The organism is Phycisphaerae bacterium (assembly GCA_017999985.1).
GTDB lineage: Bacteria > Planctomycetota > Phycisphaerae > UBA1845 > Fen-1342 > JAGNKU01.
Map to the genome: position 1 here is coordinate 39,594 of JAGNKU010000005.1, position 26,127 is coordinate 65,720.

Here is a 26,127-nt window from a genome sequence, read left to right on the forward strand (position 1 = left end):
CCGGCCGCGGGGCCCGGGCGGCCGGTCCTGGAACCGCAGCGTTGCTGAAGGCGGTACTATTTCGACCGGAAACCCTGCTGGCCGGGACGTTCGGCGGTCTCATCGCGGCCGGCACGCTCCTGCTCAGTCTGCCCGTCGCCCACGCCGGCGAGCGCGTCTCCGTGCTCGACGCGTTCTTCACGTCCACGTCGGCGGCGTGTATCACGGGGCTGATCACGGTGGACACCGCGACGCGCTATTCGCGGTTCGGGCAAGGCACGATCCTGGTGCTGTGTCAGCTCGGCGGCCTGGGCATCATGACGTTCGCGGCGCTCGCGGCCCAGCTCTTCCGCCTGCGGATTTCATTCTCGTCGCAGGCCGCCTGGCACCGGGCGCTGTTCGACGGGGAGGCCCGCATCAACCTGCGACAGGCGCTGCGCCACATCTTCCTGCTGACCCTGCTGCTCGAAACCAGCGGGGCGCTGCTGCTCCACGCCGCACTGCGGGACCTCCCGCCGGAGCACGGCGGCTGGTTCGAGGCGGTGTTTCACGCGATTTCGGCCTTCTGCAACGCGGGCTTCTCCGTGTACAGCAGTAACGCCGTCGCCTTGCGCGAGTCGCACCTGGCGCTCTGGACCATCATGGGCCTGATCGTCGCGGGCGGGCTGGGCTACACGGTGCTCATGGAGCTGTTCGCCCGCACGGTGCGCGCCGTGCGCCGGCGGCGCGAGGGCCCGGTCGTGTGGAGTCTCCACTCGCGCGTGGTCCTGAAGGCCAGCGCGGTGCTCATCTTCGGGGGGGCGCTGTTGCTCATGCTCACGGGCCTGACCGCGGGTGAGAACACGTGGGGCGCCCGCCTCACCCACGCGCTGTTTCAATCCGTAACGGCACGCACCGCCGGCTTCAACTCCCTTGATATCGGCGCGCTGCCCGTGCCGTCACTGTTGATCCTGATCGCGCTGATGTTCATCGGCGGCTCGCCCGGCTCGTGCGCCGGCGGGATCAAGACCACGACCGCCACGGTCTGGGCGGCACGCGTGCGGGCCCGGCTGAGCGGCCGCAGCGAGGTCACGATCGGCGAGCGGCGGGTGCCGCATGATGTGGTGCGCCGCGCCGCGCTGGTCATCTCGATCGCCACGCTGTGGAATCTGGCGGGCGTCTTCCTGCTCGCCACCGCCGAGATCCACGCCGGCGGGCCGCGGCTGGAACAATTGATCTTCGAGCAGATCTCGGCGTTTGGCACGGTCGGGTTGTCGGCGAACGCCGGTGCGGCGGTCTCGCTCTCCGGCACCTTCACAGCCGTAGGCAAGCTGTGGATTATCGCGACAATGTTCGTGGGCCGGGTCGGACCGCTGACGCTGGCGCTGGCGGTCATCTCTACGCCCCGCCCGCTGTATGACTACCCGTCCGAACGGGTCATGATCGGCTAGGAGTGTCGCGATGAAACAGGTGTGCGTCATCGGGCTGGGGCAGTTTGGCACCCATCTCGCCCGCGCGCTGGTCAAGATGGGCTGCGAGATCCTCGCGATCGACAGCGACGAGGAGCGCGTCGCCGAGATTCGCGACGATGTGCACCGCGCCCTGATCGGCGACGCGCGCAACTACCAGACGCTCGCCAGCGTGGTCACGCCCTCGATCGACGAAGCCGTGATCTGCCTCGGCGCCAAGGACCTCGAACCCAGCATTCTCTGCACGCTGAACCTCAAGCGGATCGGCGTGAAGTGCATCCGCTCGACGGCCGCCAACGACGACCACGCACAGATCCTGCTCGCGGTCGGCGCCACCGAGACCGTGTTTCCGGAGCGCGACTCCGCGGTGCGCACCGCCCGGCGCGTCGCCAACCCGGACATCCGCGACATGTTCCCCCTGGCGGAAGACTACCGCATCATGGAGATCGACGCCCCGCCCAAGACGCACGGGCGGTCGCTGGCGGCGCTAGACTTGCGCTCCAAGTTCGACATCCTGATCCTGGCCGTCAAGAACCCTGAGGATCCCCACTTCCGGTTCCTGCTGCCAGCCGACAAGGTGATTCGCCAGGGCGAGATCCTCATGGTGCTGGGCCGCGAGCTCGACCTGGTGCGGTTCGCGAACTACGACTGAGCCCGGCAGGGCACGCGGCAACGGCTCCGAAACCGCGTCCGCACTGCCTGGGAGCGGCCGGGGGGCGCGCGACAGCGCCAAAATCGCTAACTTTTTGCAAATTAACGCTCCGTGCGGTAAACTTAGGAAAGGAGACCGGAGGTGCCAGTCGTCATCGACGGTAACAACCTCCTGTACGCCGCCCGCGCCGTGGGTACGTCCGACCTCTTGCTTGGCCGCTCGATGTTGTGTGACGCACTCGGGCAATGGGCCGAGCGGCGCCACGAGCGCGTGCACATCGTCTTTGACGGCCCGGCGCCGCCTCCCGCCTTCGCCAGTCAGGTTGCCCACCGCGCAATCGACGTGAGCTACAGCGGGACCGGGCAAACGGCGGATGCCGTGGTGGCATGCATCCTCGCAACCGATTCGGCTGCCCGACGCCTCCTGGTGGTTTCCTCCGACAGGGCCATTATCCGAGCGGCCAAACGCCGGCGGGCCCGGCCCATCCGCTCGGAAGACTTTTGGATACACGTGCAGCGCGATCTCGCGCGCCCGGTCCCGACCGGTCAGGAACCGGAGGAGAAGGAGGCGGGACTGAGCCCCGAAGCCACGCGCCAGTGGCTTCGCGAGTTTGGGCTCGATGATTCGCCCGGCACGGGCAGTTGAGCCCGTGCGGCGAAGGAGATGCGGTCATGACGACGCATGAGGTGCCTCCGACGCAAACCTTCGATTCCACCGCCACCAGCCTGGGCTCGCGCGTCGCGGCCGAGCGGCGCTTTGAAACCCGCCGGCCCGTGCTGTGCGACTTGTGGATGATCGATCACCACGGCTCCACGGTACTGCGCTGTCGGTGTATCGAAGTCTCGAAAAACGGGATGCGCCTGCGCGTGCCGCTCGGCTACGGCGTGGCCGAGGGCCAACGGTACGAGTTGCGCTCCCATCTTCCCGGGGCACCGTCGCAGACTTCTCTCGGACTGGTCGGCAGTCGCTGGGCCACCGTGGTGCGGACGCAACTGCTCCTCGGCGAACACGAGGACTACCTGGACGTCGGTGTCGTGCTCGACCACTCCGACGCCCTCTTGCCGCGCATGGTCAGTTGAGTCCGCGCGGCGACTGAACCAGTCCACGGAGCCGGCCCGCCCGTCAGCGGGCCGGCTTCTTTGTTGCGCCGGCCGGCACTACAATCCGTACCGCCCACCCGGTACAGGAGCTGCGCGGATGGCCAACCCGGTGCCCGACTTCTGCGACTTCATCTGCCCCCACGCCGAATTCCCGCCCGCCGAGACCGCCGGCATCTGCCGCACCATGTCCGGCGTCTGGTGCCGCCAGCTCCGCGCCCTCGTCCACAAGAACGCCCCCTGCGAATGGCGGCGCCGCGGCGGCCAATCCAAGGCCAAGACGACCAGGCGCCGCACCCGCTGAAGTCGGCGAGACCCACGAATACAGCTATACTCCCGACACGCAACCCGCTTGTCAGGAGACACCTGTGCCCGCTGCCGACCTGCAATCCTTCGTCGCCGAGCTCGAGCAGCGCGGCTGGCTCAAGCGCATCCGCGCCGAAGTGGATCCCATCCTCGAGATTACGGCCATCGCCGACCGTGTCACGAAGGCCGGCGGGCCGGCCCTGCTGTTCGAACGCGTCAAAGGCTCTACCTTCCCACTCCTGATCAACACGTTCGGCACGCGCGAGCGGATGTGCCTGGCCCTCGGCTGCGAGAGCTTCGATGAAATCGCCACCCGCGTGAAGACGCTCATCAAGCCGGAAATCCCGACGACGCTGCTGCAGAAGCTCAAGAAGCTCCCCGAGCTCGCCCAGCTCGGCAGCCTGCCGCCAAAGATCGCCAAGCGCGGCATCTGCCAGGAAATCGTCCACATCGCCGACGCCGACCTGTTCAGCCTGCCCGCCCTGAAGTGCTGGCCGGAAGACGGCGGACGCTACATCACCCTCGGCAGCGTGTTCACGAAGCACCCCGAGACCGGCGACCGCAACGTCGGCATGTATCGCGTGCAGCTCTTCGAGCCGCGGCTGGCCGCCATGCACTGGCACGTACACCATGACGGCGCCCGCCATTTCCGACGGCACCAGCAGAGTGGGCAGCGCATGCCGCTCGCGATCGTGCTTGGCGGGCCGGCCATCCTGCCCTACGCGGCGACCTGCCCGCTGCCGCCGGGCGTCGACGAATGTCTGTTTGCCGGCTTCCTGCAGGGCCAGGCGCTGGAACTGGTGCCGTGTGTCACGCAGCCCGAAATCGAAGTCCCCACGACGGCGGAGTTCGTCATCGAGGGCTACATCGACCCGCGCGAAGAGCTGATCCGCGAAGGACCCTTCGGCGATCACACGGGCTTCTACTCGCTCGCCGACATGTACCCGCGTTTCCACGTAACCGCAATCACGCACCGGCGTGCGCCGCTGTACCCGGCGACGATCGTCGGCAAACCGCCGCAGGAGGATTACTGGCTGGGCAAGGCGACGGAGCGGATCTTCCTGCCGCTGTTGCAGATGATCGTGCCGGACGTGATCGATTATGACCTGCCGATGTTCGGCTGCTTCCACAACTGCGCGTTCGTGAAAATTCGCAAGGAGTATCCGTACCAGGCCCGGCGGGTGATGCATGCGATCTGGGGCGCGGGGCAGATGTCGCTGACGAAGATCATCGTCGTCGTGGATGAACACGTGGACATCCACAACCAGGACGACGTGCTCTTCCACCTGTGCAGCAACGTCGATCCGCAGCGCGACCTCGAGTTCACGCACGGCCCGCTGGACATCCTCGATCACGCGACGCCGGTCTGCGGCGCGGGCAGCAAGCTGGGCATCGACGCGACGCGCAAGCTCGCGGGCGAAGGTCAGGTGCGGCAGTGGCCGGCGGAGCTGGAAATCCCGCGCGAGATCAGCGACCTCATCACCCGGCGGTGGGGGGAGTATGGGCTGTAGGGGACGATATCTGAGGCGCGCGGTCTGGAACGCCGTCCTGGTAACGGCGCTTGTGCTCGGGGTCGCATCCGGGTTGTTGGGGTTGCTTAGCATCTACTTTGGGACAATCGAATTCGAAGTGAGCTTCTGGCCGGAGACGTGGCCGGGCAAAATCGGCGACGGCGAGGTGGACTATACAGCTTGGTCGATCCACTTCTACCGCGGCGCGGTCACGTTGCGGCGATGGGACCACTTGTTCGACGTCGGCGGAGGAATCGACAACCTATTTCCGGACGAACGAGCGCTCGAAAAACTGGTCGCGTATTCCCGGCACGAATCGTCGAGCAACCGGATCACCGAACTCCGCGTGACGAGCCTGTTCCCCTTTCTTGCACTGGGCGTGCCAGCGGCCATCATCCTGGGCCGGCGTGCGTGGCGCGCGCGACGATTGCATCGCGTCGGGGTTTGTCGAAAATGCGGTTACGACCTCACGGGCAACATGTCCGGCCGCTGTCCGGAGTGCGGGACCGCGTTCACGGGGCATCCAGCTGTGTAAAACGGATCAGTTCACAGAGCACGGGGTATGGCCAATGAAATACGAACGCTTCGAGCAACTGCCGGTCTGGCAAGCCGCGATCGAGTTGGGGCGGCGTGTGTTCCGTCTGGTCGATGACCGGAGCTTCGGCGGCCAGGGCGACCTGCGCGACCAGTTGCAGCGCGCCGCGGTGTCCATCAGCAACAACATCGCTGAAGGCTTCGAACGCGGCACGACGCAGGAGCTGCTGACGTTCTTATACTACGCCCGCGGTTCGGCGGGCGAGGTACGGTCAATGCTTCTCCTGTGCGAGCGCCTGCCCTACTTCGATCATCTCAAATCTGATATCTCAGATTTGAAATCTTTGGCGGAGTCCATCGCGCGCCAGGTCCGCGCGTGGGCCGACTCCCTCCAGAACTCCGACATTCCGGGCCAGCGCCGGCTGACCGACGCCACGCGGGCGGATTACCAGGCCCGCCGGCGCGCCGCCGTCTTCTGGCACCAACTCGATGCACTGCGCGGCGCGGCACCGCCGGGTGGCGGCGGCGAGATGCGTCCTTCAGCGTGAGAAACGGTGCGGGCAGAGATCCGGGCGGCTAAGGCCATTTCGGCAGCGGCAGGTCGCCGGTGGACTCAAAGCCGGGCTGATTCGCGAGATAAGGTGATACGTCCGTGCCGCGGCACTTCGGGCAGGTGACGCCCAGCGGCAGGCGGAGTGGCCCACCCGCTTCGCGCTGCTCGAGCGGCGGCACGAAGCGCTTCTTGCAGGTGAAGCAGTAGTACCACGGATAGAAGGCCTGCTGTTGACAGCTTGGACAGCGGTGGGGGGCGGCCTCCTCGCGCGGGTAGGAAACCTGCGCCTCGCCCTTGCAGGACAGACAGATTCCATGCTCGGTGAAGCGGTCGCCGATCGACACGGTTTGCGATCCGCGGCCGAACACCATGTAGCCGGCAATCCCAAGGGCCACCACGCCCACGGCTCCCAGCACAGCCTGTCTCGTTTGCACGGCGATATCCTTATTTACGCCCGGCCTGATCACTGGGGAGATTGTGCCAGGCTTTGTTCAGCGTGCGCCAGGCGGCGTTCAGCTCTTCCGGGTAGGCAAACGGGTGGAAGTTGTCCAGCTCGGCGAGTTTCTTTGCGCCCGTCAGGCCGGCGGCCCTGATTTGCTGATACCGCGGCACCCGCCCCCGGTAGGCCTCGATCGTCGACTGGTTATCGCGGAAGTCATACTTGTCATAGCGTCCGCGGACCGGGCTTTCGCCGGGCAACCACGCAAACGTCCGCGTCGTGTCGAACGTGTTCCAGTACAGCGTGGTCGGGTCGGAGATCGGTGAGGACTTGGGAGTGAAGCCGGACACGTGACCATCGCGGTACACGAACTGGGCCGCGCGGTCGCGCCCGTGCCGCCAGCCGATCGAAGTGGCCCCCTCGGCCGGGAAGCTGACGGGCGGCACACCGTTCAGGACCTTGGGTGCCATGAGCCAGGCTGCGTTGATCGACGAAAACCACGTCCACCAGCCATCCGCCGCGTAGACCTGGTTGGATGAGCTCTTCCACACATCCTCGCGGAAGTTGTAGTGCAGCACCGCGTTCAACGTGTAGCTGTTGCGGATGCCACCTTTGGGCGTTTCCCCGGCGCCAAACCGGCGGACGAACTTATAGTTCCAGCCGCCGGTCGTGGTCCGCAGCTTCACGACCTCGTCAGGCTGCTGGTCGCTCGGACAGATTTGAGCATCGGGGTTGCCCAGGAACCCGAGGTCGAAAAGCGTGTCCGCCCACGAGAACAGGTACCATTCCGTGCCCGGACTGGGATTCGCGCCGCCATCATCCCAACTCGGACCAAAGTCGTTGTACTGCGCCCAGCAGTTGGCCACCGCCTGTCCGATCGAGTGCAGATTGGCCCCGCACTTCGCCTTCTTCCCCTGCTCCCGCGCGCTCCCCAGCGCCGGCAACAGGATCGAGATCAGCATCGCGATGATCGCCACCACCACCAGGAGCTCGATCAGCGTAAATCCCCCGCGCGCCCGGCGAACACGTGCCTGTCCGTCCATGTTGATCGCTCCCGTGCATGACCGCACGCCGCGACCCGCGGCTCGGCGGTGCCCGCCAGCCTGTTTGGCTTCTCTCCCGCCGTGCGGTCGACCGGCGGAATCGCAGCTGCCCAGCCTGCACAGCGTCCGAGCAAATTGTAGCACAAGACGCGGGCGCTGCCAGTGTTACGGCTATTTATATCGGCACCACCGCCGCCCAGAGGTGAACGCGGCGCGCCGCCGCGACGGCCACGGCGCAGCGCAAACCGGCCGCGGGCGGATCGCCCGCTGCGACCCCCAACAGCGACGCCGCGGCCGACCACCGACGCCGTCCCCGCACGCCGGGCTGCTTTGGACGGCCGCAGCCGCGATTTAACTTGACAGGCGCACATCCGTGGGCTAAGTTCATTCTGATTAGGAGTTTGCCGCACTCCGGGACCTCCACTTAAGCTCAGAGGTCACGTGTAACGCGGGAGCGCGGCGGGATGAAGCAGGGAGAAAGACGCACGCGCCTCAGCGAGTCGCATGCCTGCGGAGTGGATTCGTCGCGAGCATCTCGTTCGCTCGATATGCGCGCCGCATGACGGCAGCCCGTCGCGCGGTGCACCCCGGAACCACGAAGGTCGCAACGACAGGTCACCCACACACGAGGCCCCTTGGAGGATTGCCATGAAGAACTGGTGTTGTCTCACAGCAAGTCTCATGCTGTTCGCTCTGCCGGCGCTCGCCGGGCCCCCCGTCATCGACGGCTCAGCCAGCGATACGCTCTACCCCCCGGATACCCCCCTGGTCATCCAAGACACGCAGACAAACTTCGGCAACGCCAGCCTCGGTCGCCCGGACGCCTGCAACGGCTCCGAACTCGATGCCGCCTACGGCGTCATCTACAACGGCACGCTCTATCTCACGCTGGCTGGCAACTTCGAGGACAACGGCAACCGCCTCGAGATCTTCTTCGACACCCGCGCCGGCGGACAGAACCGCCTGCTCAGCACCAACCCCGGCACACCCAACGTCGGGCTGCTGCGCATGTCGGATGACGGCAGTGGCAACGGCCTGACCTTCCAGTTCGGGTTCGAGGCCGACTTCTGGGTCTCGGTGAACTGCTACGGCCGCAACCCGACCAATCTGTATGTGGACTACGCAGAGCTGTACGTGAACGCCGGCAATCCCGGCGTGTCATATTATTGCGGCGCCGGGCTGACGAAGTGCGAGACCCTGGGCGGGGTCCTGACGGGCGGTGATCTCGGCGCGCCGGCGATCCTCTGTACTGTGGACAACAGCAACATCTACGGCGTCGACGGCGGCGTCGGCGGCAGCGACGGCTCGGGCGTCCTGACCGGCATGGAACTGGCGATCCCGCTGGCGGCCCTCGGCAACCCGACGGACGAAATCTGGATCACCACGTTCATCAACGGGCAGCAGCACGACTTCGTGTCGAACCAGGTTCTCGGCGGCCTGGCCGGCCTGGTGGGCGACAACCTCGGCGAGCCGCGCAACGTCAACTTCGGGACCGTGGCGTTCGGTATCCAGCAGCCGTTCGCCGTCCCGGTCGCGCCCACGCCGACCGGCGCCTGTTGCATCGGTACGGCGTGCTCGATCCGGACGCAGGCCAACTGCGTGAGCTCGGGTGGCGTGTACCAGGGCGACAACTCGAACTGCGACGGCAACCCGTGCGACGCAACGCCGGCCGGCCGGTGCTGCATCGACGACGGCTACAGCGGCCAGTGCCTGATTCGGACGCAAGCGCAGTGCACGTCGCTGGGCGGCACGTGGGGCGGCGCGGAGACGACCTGCGAAGGTTGCCCCTGCCTGTTGGCAGCGACCGGCGCCTGCTGCGTGGCGAACACGTGCAGCGTCGTGACCGCGGCCGAGTGTGCCGCGCTGGGCGGCATCTACCAGGGCGACTACACCAACTGCGACAGCTCGCCGTGCGAAGCCGGCGCCTGCTGCGACGGACTGGTCTGCACCGAGACGCGGCGGTTTGAGTGCACTGGCCTGACCGTCTTCTTCCCGGGTGTCACCTGCGCGAGCAACCCCTGTGCGGAACCGACGATCGCCACGCCCTACGCGGCCGGGCAGATGCAGAGCCCGAACCAGTGGGACGCGGGCGCTGACCCGATGATCGAAACGGCGCCGGGTAGCCGGATCTGGACGATCACGTTCAGCGGGCTGACGGTCAATGGCCGTTACGAATGGAAAGTCACCGATGGCACGTGGACCCACAACCTGCCTTCGGCAAACAGCTGGTTCTACGCGAGCGCCGCGGGCGATATCACGCTCACGTACGACTCCAACTTCTACAGCGACGGCTGGTCGCCGACGCGCGACCGCCTCGGTGTGAGTGTGGACGCCGGCACCTGGACCGCGGTCGGCGACTTCTTGAGCGAGCTGGGCGGCGCCGACTGGAACAACGCCGACCCGCACGGCGCGATGGCCCCGCAGGGTGGCGGCATCCACAAGCTGGAAGTCACCGGACTGCCGGCCGCAACCTACGCCTGGAAGGCCGTGAAGACCGGCACGTGGGATTCGATCAGTTGGGATGCGCGCAGCGTCAACACGGCGAACTGGCAGTTCACGGTCGGCGCCGCGACGGACACTGTCGCCTTCTGGGTGGACGGGCTGGTCGGGCGCGCGAAGGTCGAAGTCACGGCCGCCCCGGAATACTGCCTGGGCGATCTGAACTGTGACGGGCAGGTCGCGTTCAGCGACATCAACGCCTTCGTGCTCTACCTGTCGAACACGCCGGCCTGGTTGACCACCTACCCCGGCTGCCCGCTGAAGAACGGCGACATCAACGACGATGACTCGTATCCGGGCTTCGGCGACATCAACCCGTTCGTGACGCTGTTGAGCACAAGTTCGCTGCCGATCATCTGCCCGTAGCAGCGATCCTGGAGGAGGAGCACATTGGTGTGGCGCCGGGCCACGGGGCCCGGCGCCACGATTGTCGCGAGGAACCTTGGAGTCTGAGGAGGAAGTCTAAATGAGAGCAATCGCAGTTGTATCAGTGTTGGCCGCGCTGGCCATGCCGGCCCTGGCGGATTACTTCGTCGCCGGCAGCTTCCAGGGCTGGAACCCCAGCGATCCGGCCTACGTGATGGCGGACATGGGTGGCTGGTACCAGTACACCGTGCTCGGCGCCACCGGCCGGCACGAGTGGAAGGTCACGGTCGGCGACTGGAGCCAGACGTGGCCGGGCAACAACGCCCGCGCGGACTTCGGCGCGGACGGGACCTTCACGATCAACTTCTATCCCGGCGCGCAGGGCGACGGCTGGTTCCCGCCGGAGAACCGCGTCGGCTACGTCGACAAGGGCCTCCACGGCTGGGACGTGATGGGCTCGTTCAACGGCTGGAGTGCGCCGGTCGTCACGCTGTCCGCGCTGGGCAGCGGCCTCTACGGCGGCGGGTACGTCGTTCCGACCATGGGCACGTACTACTTCAAGTTCCGCAAGGAGGGCGACTGGGACATTTCGATCGGCTCAGACTTCAGTAACTACGGCTACGACATCACCTGGACAACAACCGCCGATAACGAGCCGCTGTACTTCCTGCTCGACCTGCCGAACGGCCGCTGGAACGTCATCCCCGAACCGGCTTCGCTGCTCGGGTTGGCGCTGCTGGGTCTGTTCATCCGGCGCCGCTAGTCGGAAAGCCGCGTGTTTGAATCCCCGCGGGCGCGGGCTTGCGAAAGCCCGCGCCCGCTTTATTGGTCCTGCACGCACCGGCACACCCGCGCTGCTCTGGCTTGGTCGTCCGTGTCGCGCCCGGTATAATCAGGTGACTCCAGCGGCGTGCGCTGCGCCGCCGAACGAAAGAACGCCGCCCTCCCGCTCGAGGTCCATCCATGCCCGCGCGAACCCTGCTGCTTTGCAGTCTGGCCGTGCTGACGCTTGGCGCCACGCACGACAACGATGTCGAATGGGACGGCGTCACGCACATCGACTGGCTCGACCGCGCGCCGCGCTGCCCGATCGGCGGCGAGAGCTTCACCATCGCGTTCCAGACATATCACTATGACATCACCGCAGCCCGCGTTTACGTCAACGCCGGCGCGCCCGTCTGGGTGGACGCGGCCTTCAGCCATCACCGCGGCGTCTACGACGTGTGGCAGGCCACGGTCCCCGCCTCGACTCCGACCGGCACCCTGCAGTACTACATCGAATTGACCGACGGCAGCGACACCGACTACCTCGGGCCCAACGGCATGTCGGACGGCGTGCCGGCCGCTGCTTGGACGCTCAACTTCAGCACGCTCAGCCACGCCCCGCTCGGCGCCACGCTCACGAGCGACGGCGGCGCGGTCTTCAAGGTCTGGGCGCCCGGCGCAACCTCCGCGTACGTCGCCGGGCAGTTCAATGGCTGGAACTCCACGTCGCTGCCGATGACCAAGAGTGGCGCGTACTTCACGCGCAAGGTCGCCGCGCCCGTCAGCGCCAACCAGCAGTACAAGTACGTCTTCCAGCCGAACTCGGTGTGGAAGACCGACGCCCGCGGCCGGGCCATCAACCCCAGCGACAACAACAACACCTACATCATCGACCCCGACGCCCACGCGTGGGACGACGCGGACTTCGTCACGCCGCCGTTCGAGGACCTGATCATCTATGAGCTGCACGTGGGCACGTTCTCGGGCTACAACGACGGCCTGAACCGCATGGGCCGCTTCCGCGACATCGTCGACGCGCACCTGGATCACCTGCTCTACCTGGGCGTGAACGCCGTCGAGCTGATGCCGATTACCGAATTCGACTACTACGAATCGTGGGGCTACAACCCGATCGAGAACTGGGCGCCCGAGAACGCCTACGGCAGCCCCGCCGACCTGAAGTACACGATCGACCGGCTGCACCAGCACGGCATCGCCGTCCTGCTGGACGTCTGCTACAACCACTTCTCCCCCAGCGGCAACTTCATGTGGTACTACGACGGCACACAGATCTACTTCGACAACCCGGCCGTCGAGACACCCTGGGGCTCTCAGGCAGCCTTCTGGAAGCAGGAGGTCAAGGACTACTACGCCGACAACGTGCTGCACTGGCTCGACGAGTACCACGTCGACGGCTTCCGCATGGACGCCACCCGCTACATGCGCGACAACGCGATCTTCCCCGGCGGCTACCCCGATGGCTGGGCGCTCATGCAGCGCATCAACCACAACATCGACGCCCGCAAGATCGACGCCATCTCCATCGCCGAAGAGCTGCCCAACGATCCGTGGATCACCTACACGACCGGGGCCGGCGGCGCCGGCTTCGACAGCCAGTGGCACGACTCGTTCAACGACAACGTGCGGCAGGAAATCTTCGACGCCGGCTACGGCGACCCGGAGATGTCGAAGGTCCGCGACGCCATCACGGATTCCAGCTACCCAAACAAGACCCACCTGACGCGCTACGTTGAAAGCCACGACGAGGCGGCCCAGGGCCGGCTGGCGGTCGCGATTGACAGCGGCAACCCGTACAGCCTGTGGGCCCAGGGGCGCTCCAAGCTCGCCCAGGGCCTGACGCTGCTGGTCCCCGGGATCCCCATGTTCCTGCAGGGCGGCGAGTGGCTCGAGAGCATCGCCTTCGGCAGCGGCTACAGCAACCGCATCGACTGGTCCAAGGCCGTCGGCCGTGCCCCCATGACGTTGTTCTTCCGCGACCTGATCAACGTGCGCAAGACCAACTGCGGCTTCCGCTCCAACGCCGGCTATGAGATCCACCACGTCGACGACTACAACAACGTCATCGCGTTCCACCGCTGGTGCAACGACGGCAACGACCTCATCGTCGTCGCCAGCCTTAACAACAGTGATCTGTACAACTACCAGATCGGCTTCCCGCAGAGTGGCACCTGGTACGAGCTGCTCAACAGCCAGGCCGGCGCGTACCTCGGCAACAACGTCGGCAACGGCGGCTCGGTCAACGCCGTCAGTACGCCCTACGACGGCATGCCCAACTCGGCGTGGCTCACGATCCCGCAGATGGGCCTGCTGGTGTTCCGCTACAACCAGCCCCCGTTCCTGCGCGGCGACTTGAACTGCGACGGGCAGGTCGGCTTCGGCGACATCAACCCGTTCGTCCTGCGCCTGAGCAACCCGGCCACGTACGACGCGCTCTATCCGGATTGCCCGGATGCCAACGGCGACATCAACGCCGACGGCACGGTCGGCTTCGGCGATATCAACCCCTTCGTCGCCCTGCTGAGCGGCACTGGACGGTAGGCCGCAGCGCGGGAGCCGCTCTCAAATTGACCTGATTCGCCTGCCCTGGCCGTGACACCGTGACCCGCCCCACCGCGGCCGAGGCGCGTCACCAAGTCCCTGTTTCTCGTGATCGTGCGGGCGAGCGCGCGGTATACTGCACGCGGCGTGCGTTCGGCTGGCAGGCTTGGCCCTGCCGCGGCGCGACAACTCGGGCGGAGGTAAGACAGCATGACAGCCACGCATCTGCGGCGCGCTGGCCCGCTTCTGGCAGCGCTGCTGCTGAGCGTCGTCGCGCTGGGCCAGGACTCCGGGGCCATGGTTGTCTGGGGCGATTATGTCGCTCGGCCGCCGAGCGCAATGACCGGGCTGGTGGCAGCGGCGGTAGGTTCCGACCACTGTCTCGCTGTGCGTGGCGACGGATCGGTCGTCGCGTGGGGCCGCAATATTGACGGCGAATGTGCGGTCCCAGCGCCCAACACGGGCTTCACGGAGGTTGCGGTGGGCACGACCTGCAGCCTGGGCCTGCGCAGCGATGGCACAATCGTAACCTGGGGCTCCAGCAGCGCGCCGCCGTCGTCGGGCAACGGTTTTGTTGCGCTGGCGGTCGGCCGAATGCACGGCCTGGGGCTGAAGGCCGACGGGTCGATTGCGGCCTGGGGCGTCAACAACCAGGGCCAGTGCAACGTGCCGGAACCCAACACGGACTTCATCAGCATCGCGGCGTGCGAGAACCACAACCTGGGCCTGAAGTCCGATGGGACGATTGTGGCGTGGGGCAGTAACACGTACGGCGAGTGCAATGTGCCCGAGCCCAACGCCGACTTTGTCGGCATTGCCACCGGCGATGCCCACTGCCTGGGCCTGAAGGCCGACGGCTCGGTCGTCGCGTGGGGCAGCAACACCTACGATCAGTGCGACGTGCCCTCGCCTAACGCGGCCTTCGTGCGCGTCGCGGCGGGCGCGGCGCACAGTTTGGCACTGCGGGCCGACGGCACGCTCGTTGCGTGGGGACGCCGCTACGCCGGTCAGTGCAATATCCCCGCACCCAATGCAGGTTTTGTGGACATCGTCGCGGGCGGCGACCGGAACCTGGCGTGGAAGGCGGACAGCTCGGTCGTCGCGTGGGGAAACAGCCACTATGGCCAGTGCGACGTGCCGCCGTTCAACAGCGGGTTCGTCGGGATCTCGGGTGGCGGCTGCCTCTATGGGTACCCGTTTGGAATGCACCTCGCGGGCCTGAGGACCGACGGCTCGATCATCATCCGGGGATCAGACCTGGACAACGTGCACAGCGTCCCGTCGCCGAACTCGGGCTTTTTGGCCGTGTCCGCGGGAGGACACCACACTCTGGGCTTGCGGAGTGACGGCTCCGTCGTCGGGTGGGGCTGCTGTGCGTGCGGCCAGTGTGACGTGCCAGTGCCGAACAGCGGCTTCATCGCCGTGGCCGCGGGCGAGTGTCACAGCCTCGGCCTGAAGGCGAATGGGTCGGTAGCGGCGTGGGGCGACAACTCCGAGGGGCAGTGCCAGGTACCGCAGCCGAACGAGGGTTTTGTGGCCATCGCCGCCGGCGCGTATCACAGTCTGGGCCTGAAAGCCAACGGCACCATTGTGGCCTGGGGCGGGAACTCGTCCGGGCAGTGTGATGTCGCCGCTCCGAACCTCGGGTTTCGCGCGATCGCCGCCGGCGCGCATCACAGCCTGGGCCTGCGGATGACTGGCGCACTGGCTGCCTGGGGTCTGAACTCCGCCGGGCAGTGTGACATCCCTGCGCCCAACGCAGGCTTTGCCGCCATCGCGGCCGGCGCGGAGCACAGCATCGGGTTGAAAGTCTTCGGCGCCGTTGTCGCGTGGGGCTCGAACGAGTACGGGCAGTGCGCCGTCCCCGCGCCCAACGCGGACTTCGTCGCCATCGACGCCGGCGCATATCACAGCCTGGGACTGAAGGCCTGCCGCGGCGACTTGAATTGTGACGGGCTGCTCAACTTCGGCGACATCAACCCGTTCACGCTCTACCTATCGAGCGCCACCGCCTGGAAAACCGCCTATCCATACTGCCACGCGTTGAACGGAGACCTCAACCACGACGGGTACGTCACCTTCCGCGACATCAACCCGTTCGTCGCGCTGCTGAGCAGTGGCAGCCAGTAGTGACACGGTCAGCCCTTGACCGCCCCCAGTTGCAGGCCGCCGACGAACTGCTTCTGCGCCGCCAGGAACAGCACGATGCACGGCACCATCGTCACGATGCTCGCCGCCATCAGCCAGTGCGCATCGCGGAAATCGCCGTACTGGTTCTTGAATGAATTTAGCGCCACCGCCAGCGTCATCTGGTCCTCGCTGTGCAGGTAGATCAGCGGGCCCAGGAAGTCGTTCCACACGAAGATGAATACGAAAATCGCCGTGATCGCGATCACCGGCTTGCACAGCGGCAGCATCACCCGCCACCACACGCCGATGTGCCCGCAACCGTCGATCCGCGCCGCCTCCACCAGTGCCTCCGGCACCTGCGCGCAGAACTGGCGGAACATGAAGATGTAGAACGGCGTGCCAAAGAACATCGGCACCACCAGCGGCAGGAACGTGTTGATCCAGCCGAACCAGCGGAACAGGATGAACATCGGGATCATCGTCACCTGCGCCGGCAGCATCATCGTCGCGATCATGACGACGAACGCCGGCCCGCGCCCCCGAAACCGCAGCCGCGCGAACGCGTAGCCCACCAGGCTGCATGAGAGCACCTGCCCAATCACACTCAGCACCGTGACCACAATCGTGTTCGCCAGCGCGTCCAGAAAACCCTGCCACGGCTGCCGACTGCCCATGTTCCGCAGGGCCTCGGGATAGTTGTGCCAGTTCGCAAGCTGCGGCATCCAGTTGAAATCGCTCAGGCTGGTCGCCGCCGCACTGGCCTGGGCGGGCGTGGACAGGCTCACGCTCAGCATCCACCACAGCGGGAACAGCATGATCAGGCTGCCCGCGACGAGCGCGATCAACACCACCAGCGTGGAAGGCTTCATGGCGTCACGTCCGCAGGGCCTCGTAATACACGAACCGCCGGCTGCCGCGCATCACCAGCAGCGTCAGCACCAGGATGATCAGCAACAGCAGCCACGCCATCGCCGACGCATAGCCCATCTCGTGCAGGTCAAAGGCCTGGTTATACAGGTACACCACGTAGAACCGCGTCGCATCGCCGGGCCCGCCGGCGGTCATCACGTACGCCTGCGTGAACGTCTGCAGCGACGCGATCATCGCGATGATCGTATTGAAGAAAATGACCGGGCTGAGCATCGGCAACGTCACGTGCACGAAACGCCGCGGCGCGCTCGCCCCGTCGATCGACGCGGCCTCGTACAGCTCGCGCGAGATGCCCTTCAGGCCGGCGAGATAGATCATCATCGTCCCGCCGATGCTCCAGAAGCTCATGATCACGAACGCCGGCACGCCCCAGGTCTGCGCGTCGCGCTCGAACCAGCGCGGGGCCGCGTAACCCTCGGGCAGCAGCGGATTCAGCAGCGCATTCAGCATGCCGTGCTCGTGGTGGAAGACCCACTTCCACAGGATCGCGATCGCCACGCCCGCCAGCACGCTCGGGAGATACCACGCCGCCCGGAACAGCCGCACGCCGCGCACCTCGTGGTTCATCAGCAGCGCCGCCAGCAAGGCCAGTATCTGTCCGAGCGGCACCGCCAGCGCCGCGTAGAACGCCGTCACCCACAGCGCGTTGGCGAACGTCGCGTCGCGGCCCATCTGGCGATAGTTGTCCAGCCCGACCCATTCCGCATGGTCCAGCGTCGCCAGGCCGCTCCACTGCGTAAACGCCAGCAGCAGCGACAGCAGCACCGGAAACGCCGTGAAGGCGACGAAGCCGATCACCCAGGGGCTGATCATCCCCAGGCCCGCCAGCTCCTCGCGCAGCGCGATGCGGCTCGGCCGGCGCCGCCACCAGAGCACGCCCGCGACGACCAGCAGCCCGGCCAGCGGAATGCCGCTCCCTGTCGCGATGGTGCCCCACCGCACGCGCGGATAGTCGGTGCCCAGCACCTGCGCCTGCCGGTACGCCTCCCACTCGCGCTGCACGTCCGCGAGCACCGCGCGCACCGGCCGCGTGCCAATCTTGAAGATCTCCTCCATGCGCTTGCGCAGCCGGTCCATGTATTTCGGGTCCGCCGGCCAGTCGATCGCGCGGGCCCACGGGATCGCCTTCAGGTACACGTCGTCGTTGTCCGGCTTGAGCGCCGGGTCCGCAAACGACTTGCTCTCGGCCACCCGAATCATCGACGGAATCGCCAGCCCCTGCTCGGAGATCAGCCGCTGCCCCTCCTCGCCGCACAGGTACCGAATGAGCTTCCACGCCGCCTGCGGGTGCTTCGAGTTCGCGGACATTGCCCACGCGCTCGTGAAGATGCCGTTGGCCGGCGGATGGTCTCGCCCGTGCGGCAGCGGCGCAAAATTCCAGTCGAAATCGGTGATCAGGCGATAGACCGGCACCTTCCAGCGCCCAAACGGCCCAGCCATCCCCACCCGGCCCGACAGAAACGGGTCCTCGCCGGTCTCGAGCTGCGTCTTGGCGCTGGCCAGCGCGCGGGTGTCCTCGAAGAACCAGCCGCGCAGCCGGTCGAGCGCCTCCGCCAGCCGTGGGTTGTTGAAGTCAAACGTCTGGAATCCATCGGTCGTGAAGTCGACACCCTCGGTCCAGCAATACACCCGCAGCATCGCTTCCCACGTGACAAAATCGGCGCCGTAGCAGCCCGGCAACTGTCCGATCTGCCGGGCCGCCGCGATGAACTCATCCCAGGTCCAGCCGTCCGGCGACGGCTCCGGCACGCCGGCTTTACGGAACAGGTCGCGGTTGTAGTAAAACCCGACCGTCGTGAAATCCTTCGCGATCGCGTACAGCGGGCCACGCCCGGTCACACGGCCGTCGAAGCGAAAACAGTCGATCACGTTGGTGTAGAAGTCGCTCTGCGTCAGCGCGTCCGGATCGCCCGCCGCCCGGTCGGCCTCCATGAACGGCTCGAGCGCCGCGAGCAGTCCCTTGTCCGCCCAGCCGGCGACCTTCTCGTACCCGAGCTGCAGCACGTCCGGCGGATCGCCCGCCGCCACCATCGTCTGGACTTTGGTGGTGACGGAATCGGCACCGCCCGGGTTGATGCGCAGGATGCGAATGTCGGGATGTTTCCGCTCGAACCCCGCGACGAGCTGCGCCACGATCTGGTCCTCGCGGTCGTCCCCCCAGTGCATGAGCGTCAGTTGGACCTGGCCCGGACGCGCTTCCGCGTGGCGCAGAAACGGCCGGACGGCCACCCACCCGAACGCCCAGAGCGTCAAGCCCGCCGCCACGACTACCACGGCGATGCGGAGCAGGGACGCGATCTGGCGGAAAATGGCCGATGTCACGCGCGGTCCAACTCGTCGTCCACAGGCTTGCACGAGCAGCGCCACCGCGTTGCAATACCGGGAACCGCTCGGCACAGACGACGGAGTATAATCCGCGCCATGACACGGTTCAAACTGACCGCTCGATCCATCCTGCCGGTTGGCTGCTGCGCGCTTCTTCTGGCAGGAGCATTCTGTGCCTGCGCCGCGCGCGCCGGCGACGACTGGCCGCCGGCCCCGGCACTGACGATCGCGCGCGACGTCGATCCAGGTGCGCTACCCGCCTCGGTCACCACGACGTCGCTCGAGTCCGGACGCTGGCGCTGCCGGTTCGACTTCAAGCCGGATACGCCGGTGAAGTCCGTCACGCTCGCCGGCACGTTCAACAACTGGAACCCGACCGCGATGCCCATGAGCGGTCCAGACGCCGACGGTCGCTGGTCCACCACGCTCGACCTGGGCGCCGGCGTGCACCTCTACAAGTTCGTGCTCGACGGCGATCGCTGGCTGCCCGACCCGCAAAATGCCGACCGCGTCTCCGATGGCCGCAGCGGCGAGAACACGATTTTGCGCCTCGGCCGCATCGCGCAACTCAAGCAGTCGCCGGCCCGCACGGGCGACGGCCAGGTGGACGCCCTGGCTTTTGAGCATCAGCCCGACCGGCCGATGTATTTTCAGCGCCTCGCCGACCAGACGGTGCTGGTCCGGCTGCGCACACTGACCCACGATGTGGAGCATGTGTGGGTCGTGCCCGTCGGCGGCGACCGGGCTGAGATGGATGCCATCTCCACGGAAGAGCCCTTCACGCTCTGGGAGGCGCGCGTGGCCGCACCGCCGGCGGCCAAGGACGGCGCGGAACCGGAAATCCGCTACGTGTTTGTCGTGGCGGATGGAACCCTGCGGGCGAGCAGCCCCGAGACCTATGGAGTGCCCGTGTCCAAGGCCGACATCTTCCAGACCCCGCAGTGGGCCCAGCACGTCATCTGGTACCAGATCATGGTCGACCGCTTCCGCAACGGCGACCCGACCAACGACCGCGAGCCCGTGCGGCCCTGGACCAGCGAGTGGTTCACCAAGTCGCCGTGGGAAGGCCAGGACGGCCAGACGTTCTACAAGCACTTCGTGTTCGATCGCCAGTACGGCGGCGACATCGACGGGCTGGAAGAGAAGCTGCCCTACCTGCGCGACCTCGGCGTGAACGCGATCTACCTTCTGCCGATATTCAAGGCCGAGAGCAGCCACAAGTACAACGCGACGAACTACCTCCACGTCGACGACCACTTCGGAACCAAGGGCGACTACGACGCCGTCGCGGCGCAGGAAGACCTCACCGACCCGTCGACCTGGAAGTGGACCGCCTCGGACAAGCGCTTCCTGAAATTCCTGAAGACAGCGCATGCACAGGGGTTCCGTGTGATCATCGACGGCGTGTTCAACCACGTCGGCACGGCCCACCCCGCGTTCCAGGACGTGGTCAAGAACGGCAAGAAATCGAAGTACGCCGACTGGTTCAGCATCCTGTCGTGGAAGCCCTTCAAGCATGAAGGCTGGGCCGGGTTCAGCGAGCTACCCGTGTTCCGGAAGAGCCCCGACGGCCTGGCGTGCGAAGCGGTCAAGCAGCACATCTTCGCCGTCACGCGCCGCTGGATGGACCCCGATGGCGACGGTAACCCCAGCGATGGCATCGACGGCTGGCGACTGGACGTGCCGAACGAAATCGCGCCCCCGTTCTGGGTCGAGTGGCGCAAGCTGGTGAAGAGCATCAACCCCGACGCCTACATCAGCGGCGAAATCTGGGACCGCGCCGACCAATGGCTCGACGGCCGGCACTTCGACGCCGTCATGAACTACGAATTCGCCCGGCCGGCGACCGCGTGGGTCTTCAACCGTAAGCACAAGATTACGCCGAGCGAGATCGACCGCCGGCTGCGCGAGCTGCGCGTTGCCTACCCGCTGGCCGCGACGCTCGTGCTGCAGAACCTCCTCGACAGTCACGACACCGACCGCGTCGCGTCGATGGCGCTAAATCCGGACCGGCCCTACAACGAGGGCAACCGCCCGCAGCTCGAAGGCGTCAAGTACAACAACAACAAGCCGTCCGCCACGGAGTACGCCCGGGCCCGCCTGACCGCGCTGCTGCAGATGACGTACATCGGCGCACCGATGATCTGGTACGGCGACGAGGTCGGCATGTGGGGCGCCGCCGACCCGACCGGCCGCAAGCCGATGCTCTGGGAAGACCTGCAGCCGTACGAGAAGCCGGAAGAGAACTTCGTGATGCAGGACCATCTGGCGTTCTACAAGGCGATCATCGCGCTGCGCAACGCCCACCCGGCGTTGCAGACCGGCACGTTCCAGACGCTGGCCACCGACGACGAGGCGGACGCGTGGGCGTTTTTGCGGAAGGACGACAACGAGCAGCTCGTCGTCGTGCTCAACGCGTCCGACGTCGAGCGGCAGGTGATCGTGCCATTGCCGCTCAGTGCCCCGAACCCCTGGCGCTTCGTCTTCGGCGCCGAGGGCGACCTGACCGCGACCGAGCACAGGCTTACCGTGCGCGTCCCCCCGATCGCCGGCGTAGTCCTCCACGCAGCAACGCCGAAGTAGGGTGGGCACCGCCCACCACCTGAAGGCACGAAGGCACGCAGGCACGGAGGGGGACAGCAAAGCTCTGCTTTGCTTCGTGTGTTATCGGCGTCCCGCCGGTGATGTGGCGTCGGCCCCCCGTGGCGCGCGTGCGGTGGCCAACCCTCGACTCGGCCATCCAGCATGTAAGGCAGGTCGCATCTGTTCGCGACCTGCCAGCGAGCTGGACCACCGCGCCGCCGGGCAATCGCCCCCCGCCATTCCGTTCCCACGTTCCCGCATTCGCACGCGCCTCCCCCTCCTTGGCTGCGTGGCTCCACCGCGCTGCGCGGACCCGCCCGCTGGCGCTCGGGGCTCTGCCCGCATCGTTGCGTGGCACCGTGGCTTCGTGGCTCCTGTTCACGCCACGGCGGCGAACTTGCTGCGGGCAGCGTTGCACACCGGACACTTGTCCGGCGCCTCGCCGATCACCGTGTGGCCGCACACGGCGCAGACGTAGATCGGGGCGGCGGGCAAGTCGCGCCCGGCCTGCACCGCCTTCAACGCCGCGGAGTACAGATCGTGATGCGTCTTCTCCACCGCCATGGCGTTGCGGAACGATGTCAGCGCCGCCTTCTGACCCTCGCGCTCGGCCTCCGCGACAAACTCCGGGTACATACTTCGAAACTCGTGCGCCTCGCCCTCCATTGCCACCTTCAAGTTGTCCGCCGTGCCCTGCACGCCGTGCAGCACCCGCAGGTGGGCGTGCGCGTGGATGGTCTCCGCCTCGGCCGCCGCCCGGAACAGCCGGGCGACCTGCGGGAAGCCATCGGCCTCCGCCTTCTGCGCAAACGCCAGGTACTTGCGGTTGGCCTGGCTTTCGCCGGCAAACGCCGCCTTGAGATTGTCGGTGGTCGCCATGATGTCGCTCCTGGTTGGGTGTGGCTGCAGGCCGAGTTCGCTCGCCCGGTCTGCCCGTTGTCCTATGCCTGTTTCCGGCCGCGAATCGCCGCCTCGAGCATCGCTCGGTTGGCAAACTCGATCTGCGACCCCGGCGCAATTCCGCGCGCCAGGCGTGTCACGTTCACGCCGGTGTCTGCCAGCACGCTCGTGATGTGCAACGCCGTCGCGTCGCCTTCGAGCGTCGGGTTCGTCGCGAGAATCACCTCGCGCACGTCGCCGGCCCTCACGCGCTGCACGAGTGCGTCGATCGTCAGGTCCGCCGGCCCCAGCCCCTCGAGCGGCGCGATGTGCCCCATCAGGACGTGGTACACGCCGGTGATCAGGCCGGTGGCTTCCAGGCTCAACAAGTCCTTCGGCTGCTCCACGACGACGATCTGGGCCTGGTCGCGGCGGCCATCGGCACAGATGTGGCACAGCTCCGCGTCGGCCAGGTTGTAGCACCGCGCGCACGGGCGGATCTCGTCCTTCGTCGCGACGATCGCCTTCGCCAGCGCCAGCGCCTCGTCACGCTCGGCCTTCAACAGGTGGAACGCGATCCGCTCCGCCGAGCGCGCCCCGATGCCCGGCAGCTTCTTCAGCTCGTCCATCAGCCGTTGCAGCGGACCCGTCAGCGTTGATTCACTCATGGCGTCATTATGCGGCCGGCAGCGGACGATCCGCTACCAGCGCTCCTCCTCGGACGGCTCCGGCTCCTCGCCATGCTCGTCCCCCGCATCCTCCTCTTCCAGCGCCGTCTCACTCTCGGCCCGCTGCCAGAACCGCAGCCGCGTCGGCCCGACCGCGACACCCGCGATGCCCAGGCTCGCCAGCAGTCGTTCGAGGCACGCCTTCAGCGCAGCCGTCCGTGCATCCAGGCACGCCTGGCAGCACTGCGGCTCCCAACTGCGCCCGACGAACAGGAACGGCGCTTTGAGCGCCGGCTCGGCCGCCACCGCTTCGTCAACCACGCCGGACTCCGCCGGCCCGAACGAGTGGGCCGGAAAGTGCTGCCAGTCATAGTAGGCCCGCCCCACGTCCGCGCTCAGCGGCGGCAGATCGGGCGCGTAGTAGCGTGCAGCCGCGCTCAACTCCGCCTGCGGACTGGCGAACCACGCCTCGAACGTCTCGCCGAAGTGCGGCGGTCGCAGGTAGTACAGCGCGCGGAAGCGCTCGATGTCGCGTGGCTGGCTCAACAAGGCCCCGTAGAAGTGCATGAAGCGCTCGATATGCTCGAAGCCGCAGCGCAGGATCGGAATTGGCTCCGTGTGGTCCTCGAACTCGTCCGCGCTCCAGCCGAACCACGGGCTGCCCGGCGCCGGCCAGCGCGTCTCGCCCGGCTGGCGCACCATCAGCCGCCACGGCCACTCGTAGATCTCGGCCACCTCGTACCGCTGGCCGATCGTCAGCGGCGCGCGGGCCTTGGCCGGCGCGTCATCCTGCTCTTCGCCGATGTACTTCAGGATCATCCCGCCACCTCGCCACCGCTCCCGCGCGGTCGCGCACGCCTACGGTCGGCCCCCGCCCAGCAGGTCACCCATGCCCGGCAGGTTCAGCCCGCCAGTGAGCTCCTGCATCTCCTTCTGCACGGCGGCCCGGCTGCGATTGACGGCATCGCGGACCGCGGCGCAGGTCAGGTCCTCGAGCATCTCGACGTCGCCGGCCTGGACCAGCGCCGGGTCGATCTTCAGGGCGACCATCTCGCCGCGCCCGTCGACGGTGGCCTGCACCTGCCCACCCCCGGCCTCGCCCACGAACCGCGCCGCCTGCAAGCGCTCGTTCATGTCCTGCATGCCCTGCTTGATCTGGCCGGCGTTCTTCATCAGGTTCATGATCTGGCCGAGGTTTCCGAACATGGCTCACTCCGCAAGGGGGTCCGCAACGGTCGGGGCCGCAGCCCGCCGCTCGACATGAATCAAAACTCCGTCAAAAAGCTCCAGCGCCTGCCGTACCAGCGGATCCTGCTCCACCCGCCGCCGCTCCTCAGCCGAGATCTCGCGCCGGACGAGCTCGCCGGCGGGCGCGGGGGCTGCAGCCGGCGGCGTTTCCACCGACTGATAGTCATCCGGAATCTGTGTCAGGCCGTCGTGCTCCACGTCCGGTTCGTCCAGCGATGGCAGGTTCGGTCCCGAGCGCCGGACAACATCCACTGGGGGACCGACCTCTGGTCGGTCAGGCGACAGGCCGGAGGCCTGTCCTCCAGGGCCGGGATGCATAACCTTAGCGCTCGTTGTGTGAACGGGGGGACTTACCGCCGGCCGGACGGGCGGGAGCTTTTTTTTTTCGCCACCGCTGTCAGCCGCGGCCGGCACCTGGCGGAGCAGTTGCTCGATCGACGCCCACGCGTGCATCCGCGCGATGCGCACGAGCACGGCCTCCGTCAGCGCCCGGCCCACGCCACTGTAGCGCACGTTGCGGCGCAGCTCCTCCAGCATGGCGATCATCTGCACGTAGTGCGACAGCTCGAAACGCTGGCTGAGCGCGACGTACGCATCGCGCGCCCCGGCTGGCACGTCCACCATCGCCGCATCCGGCCCGCAGGTCCGCACAAGCAGCAGCGTTCGCGCGATCTCAATCGTGTCGTTACAGAAAACCTCCAGCCCCTGCCCGGCCCCGAGGATGCCGTCCAGCTCGCTCAGCAGCGCGGGCACGTCGCCCGCGGCGGCGTGCTGCAACAGGCTGAAGATGCGTTCGTCCTGGGCCGGCGGAAGCAACTCGTCGAGCACCGCCGCACTCAGCTTCTGGGGCGACACCGCGAGCAGTTGGTCCAGAATGCTCAGGGCGTCGCGCATCGAGCCGTTGGCCAGCCGCGCCACGCGCTGCACCACCGCCGGCTCAGCCTGCGCCCCCTCGGCGACAGCAATCTCCGCAAGACGCTGCGCGATCGCCTCGGGGCCGATGTTGCGGAAATTGAAGCGCTGGCAGCGGCTCTGGATCGTGGCCGGAACCTTGTGAATCTCGGTGGTGGCGAGGATGAACTTGACGTGCTCGGGCGGCTCTTCGAGCGTCTTCAGCAGCGCGTTGAACGCGCCGGTCGAGAGCATGTGCACTTCGTCGATGATGTAGACCTTGAAGCGGGCCCGCGCCGGCCGGTAGGCGGTGTTGCTCCGCAATTCGCGAATGTTGTCCACGCCCGTGTTGCTGGCCGCGTCGATCTCAAGCACGTCGACGTCCTGCCCTTCGGCGATCGCCCGGCAGACGTCGCACTCGCAGCACGGCGTGGCGGTCGGGGCGTCGTATTTCAGGCAGTTGAGGGCCTTGGCCAGGATGCGGGCCATGCTCGTCTTGCCGACGCCGCGCGTGCCGGTGAACAGGTAGCCGTGGTGGATCCGGCCGACCTGGATGGCGTTGACCAGGGTCGTGGCGATCGGCTCCTGGCCGATGACCTCGGTGAAGGTGCGGCTGCGGTATTTGCGGGCCAGGACGGTATATGCCACGGCCGGAACGCCTCGCTCATCTGCACAGGAACCCGGTCACAACGCAACTGCACGTGCCGTGGCACGCCTTGTTA

General features: G+C 66.9%; 22 protein-coding genes. 13 read left to right on the plus strand and 9 right to left on the minus strand.

The window, feature by feature from the left end; translation table 11 throughout:
* Window positions 1–41 precede the first annotated feature (41 nt).
* The 8 genes from KA383_08135 (at window position 42) to KA383_08170 (ending at window position 6,075) form a co-directional block, all read left to right on the plus strand.
* Complete coding sequence (locus KA383_08135; GenBank protein MBP7746089.1) at window positions 42–1,409, plus strand: ATPase; 1,368 nt, start codon at window positions 42–44, stop codon at window positions 1,407–1,409.
* Window positions 1,410–1,419: 10 nt separating this feature from the next.
* Complete coding sequence (locus KA383_08140; protein ID MBP7746090.1) at window positions 1,420–2,079, plus strand: TrkA family potassium uptake protein; 660 nt, start codon at window positions 1,420–1,422, stop codon at window positions 2,077–2,079.
* 141 nt (window positions 2,080–2,220) lie between these two features.
* On the plus strand, window positions 2,221–2,724 hold the full coding sequence (locus KA383_08145; protein ID MBP7746091.1) for an NYN domain-containing protein: 504 nt from the start codon (window positions 2,221–2,223) through the stop codon (window positions 2,722–2,724).
* Between the two features lie 26 nt (window positions 2,725–2,750).
* Window positions 2,751–3,158 (plus strand): hypothetical protein, encoded by a 408-nt coding sequence (locus KA383_08150; GenBank protein ID MBP7746092.1) that lies wholly within the window; start codon window positions 2,751–2,753, stop codon window positions 3,156–3,158.
* 118 nt (window positions 3,159–3,276) lie between these two features.
* Window positions 3,277–3,480 (plus strand): hypothetical protein, encoded by a 204-nt coding sequence (locus tag KA383_08155; protein ID MBP7746093.1) that lies wholly within the window; start codon window positions 3,277–3,279, stop codon window positions 3,478–3,480.
* 64 nt (window positions 3,481–3,544) lie between these two features.
* Window positions 3,545–4,993: a menaquinone biosynthesis decarboxylase gene (locus KA383_08160; protein ID MBP7746094.1), complete on the plus strand. Its 1,449-nt coding sequence runs from the start codon at window positions 3,545–3,547 to the stop codon at window positions 4,991–4,993.
* 82 nt (window positions 4,994–5,075) lie between these two features.
* Window positions 5,076–5,528 (plus strand): hypothetical protein, encoded by a 453-nt coding sequence (locus KA383_08165; GenBank protein MBP7746095.1) that lies wholly within the window; start codon window positions 5,076–5,078, stop codon window positions 5,526–5,528.
* 34 nt (window positions 5,529–5,562) lie between these two features.
* Window positions 5,563–6,075: a four helix bundle protein gene (locus KA383_08170; GenBank protein MBP7746096.1), complete on the plus strand. Its 513-nt coding sequence runs from the start codon at window positions 5,563–5,565 to the stop codon at window positions 6,073–6,075.
* Window positions 6,076–6,103: 28 nt separating this feature from the next.
* Here KA383_08170 and KA383_08175 read toward each other — a convergent pair whose 3' ends face one another.
* Both KA383_08175 and KA383_08180 read right to left on the minus strand, forming a co-directional pair.
* Window positions 6,104–6,514 (minus strand): hypothetical protein, encoded by a 411-nt coding sequence (locus KA383_08175; GenBank protein ID MBP7746097.1) that lies wholly within the window; start codon window positions 6,512–6,514, stop codon window positions 6,104–6,106.
* 10 nt (window positions 6,515–6,524) lie between these two features.
* Window positions 6,525–7,562, minus strand: coding sequence for a prepilin-type N-terminal cleavage/methylation domain-containing protein (locus KA383_08180; protein MBP7746098.1), 1,038 nt, complete (start codon window positions 7,560–7,562; stop codon window positions 6,525–6,527).
* 648 nt (window positions 7,563–8,210) lie between these two features.
* Here KA383_08180 and KA383_08185 point away from each other — a divergent pair.
* The 4 genes from KA383_08185 to KA383_08200 all read left to right on the plus strand — a co-directional run bounded on the left by KA383_08185 (window position 8,211) and on the right by KA383_08200 (window position 15,881).
* The gene (locus tag KA383_08185; protein MBP7746099.1) at window positions 8,211–10,427 is read left to right on the plus strand and encodes a hypothetical protein; all 2,217 of its coding nucleotides are present in this window, start codon (window positions 8,211–8,213) and stop codon (window positions 10,425–10,427) included.
* Between the two features lie 100 nt (window positions 10,428–10,527).
* Window positions 10,528–11,190, plus strand: a complete 663-nt coding sequence (locus KA383_08190) for a PEP-CTERM sorting domain-containing protein (GenBank protein MBP7746100.1) — start codon at window positions 10,528–10,530, stop codon at window positions 11,188–11,190.
* Between the two features lie 200 nt (window positions 11,191–11,390).
* Window positions 11,391–13,751 (plus strand): alpha amylase C-terminal domain-containing protein, encoded by a 2,361-nt coding sequence (locus KA383_08195; protein MBP7746101.1) that lies wholly within the window; start codon window positions 11,391–11,393, stop codon window positions 13,749–13,751.
* Between the two features lie 210 nt (window positions 13,752–13,961).
* On the plus strand, window positions 13,962–15,881 hold the full coding sequence (locus KA383_08200; GenBank protein MBP7746102.1) for a hypothetical protein: 1,920 nt from the start codon (window positions 13,962–13,964) through the stop codon (window positions 15,879–15,881).
* Between the two features lie 8 nt (window positions 15,882–15,889).
* On the opposite strand, the gene KA383_08205 is transcribed toward KA383_08200, so the two are convergent.
* Both KA383_08205 and KA383_08210 read right to left on the minus strand, forming a co-directional pair.
* Window positions 15,890–16,750, minus strand: a complete 861-nt coding sequence (locus KA383_08205) for a carbohydrate ABC transporter permease (protein MBP7746103.1) — start codon at window positions 16,748–16,750, stop codon at window positions 15,890–15,892.
* A 4-nt stretch (window positions 16,751–16,754) separates the two neighbouring features.
* Window positions 16,755–19,133, minus strand: coding sequence for an extracellular solute-binding protein (locus KA383_08210; GenBank protein ID MBP7746104.1), 2,379 nt, complete (start codon window positions 19,131–19,133; stop codon window positions 16,755–16,757).
* A 99-nt stretch (window positions 19,134–19,232) separates the two neighbouring features.
* Here KA383_08210 and KA383_08215 point away from each other — a divergent pair, with 99 nt between their 5' ends.
* Entirely contained in the window at window positions 19,233–21,719 is a 2,487-nt protein-coding gene (locus KA383_08215; GenBank protein ID MBP7746105.1) for a DUF3459 domain-containing protein, read from the plus strand.
* Between the two features lie 378 nt (window positions 21,720–22,097).
* Here KA383_08215 and KA383_08220 read toward each other — a convergent pair whose 3' ends face one another.
* The 5 genes from KA383_08220 to dnaX all read right to left on the minus strand — a co-directional run bounded on the left by KA383_08220 (window position 22,098) and on the right by dnaX (window position 26,053).
* Window positions 22,098–22,598: a rubrerythrin family protein gene (locus KA383_08220; GenBank protein ID MBP7746106.1), complete on the minus strand. Its 501-nt coding sequence runs from the start codon at window positions 22,596–22,598 to the stop codon at window positions 22,098–22,100.
* A 62-nt stretch (window positions 22,599–22,660) separates the two neighbouring features.
* The gene (gene recR / locus KA383_08225; protein ID MBP7746107.1) at window positions 22,661–23,266 is read right to left on the minus strand and encodes a recombination protein RecR; all 606 of its coding nucleotides are present in this window, start codon (window positions 23,264–23,266) and stop codon (window positions 22,661–22,663) included.
* A gap of 33 nt (window positions 23,267–23,299) precedes the next feature.
* Window positions 23,300–24,085: a hypothetical protein gene (locus tag KA383_08230; protein MBP7746108.1), complete on the minus strand. Its 786-nt coding sequence runs from the start codon at window positions 24,083–24,085 to the stop codon at window positions 23,300–23,302.
* 39 nt (window positions 24,086–24,124) lie between these two features.
* Entirely contained in the window at window positions 24,125–24,448 is a 324-nt protein-coding gene (locus KA383_08235; protein MBP7746109.1) for a YbaB/EbfC family nucleoid-associated protein, read from the minus strand.
* Window positions 24,449–24,475: 27 nt separating this feature from the next.
* Window positions 24,476–26,053: a DNA polymerase III subunit gamma/tau gene (gene dnaX, locus KA383_08240; GenBank protein ID MBP7746110.1), complete on the minus strand. Its 1,578-nt coding sequence runs from the start codon at window positions 26,051–26,053 to the stop codon at window positions 24,476–24,478.
* Window positions 26,054–26,127 lie beyond the last annotated feature (74 nt).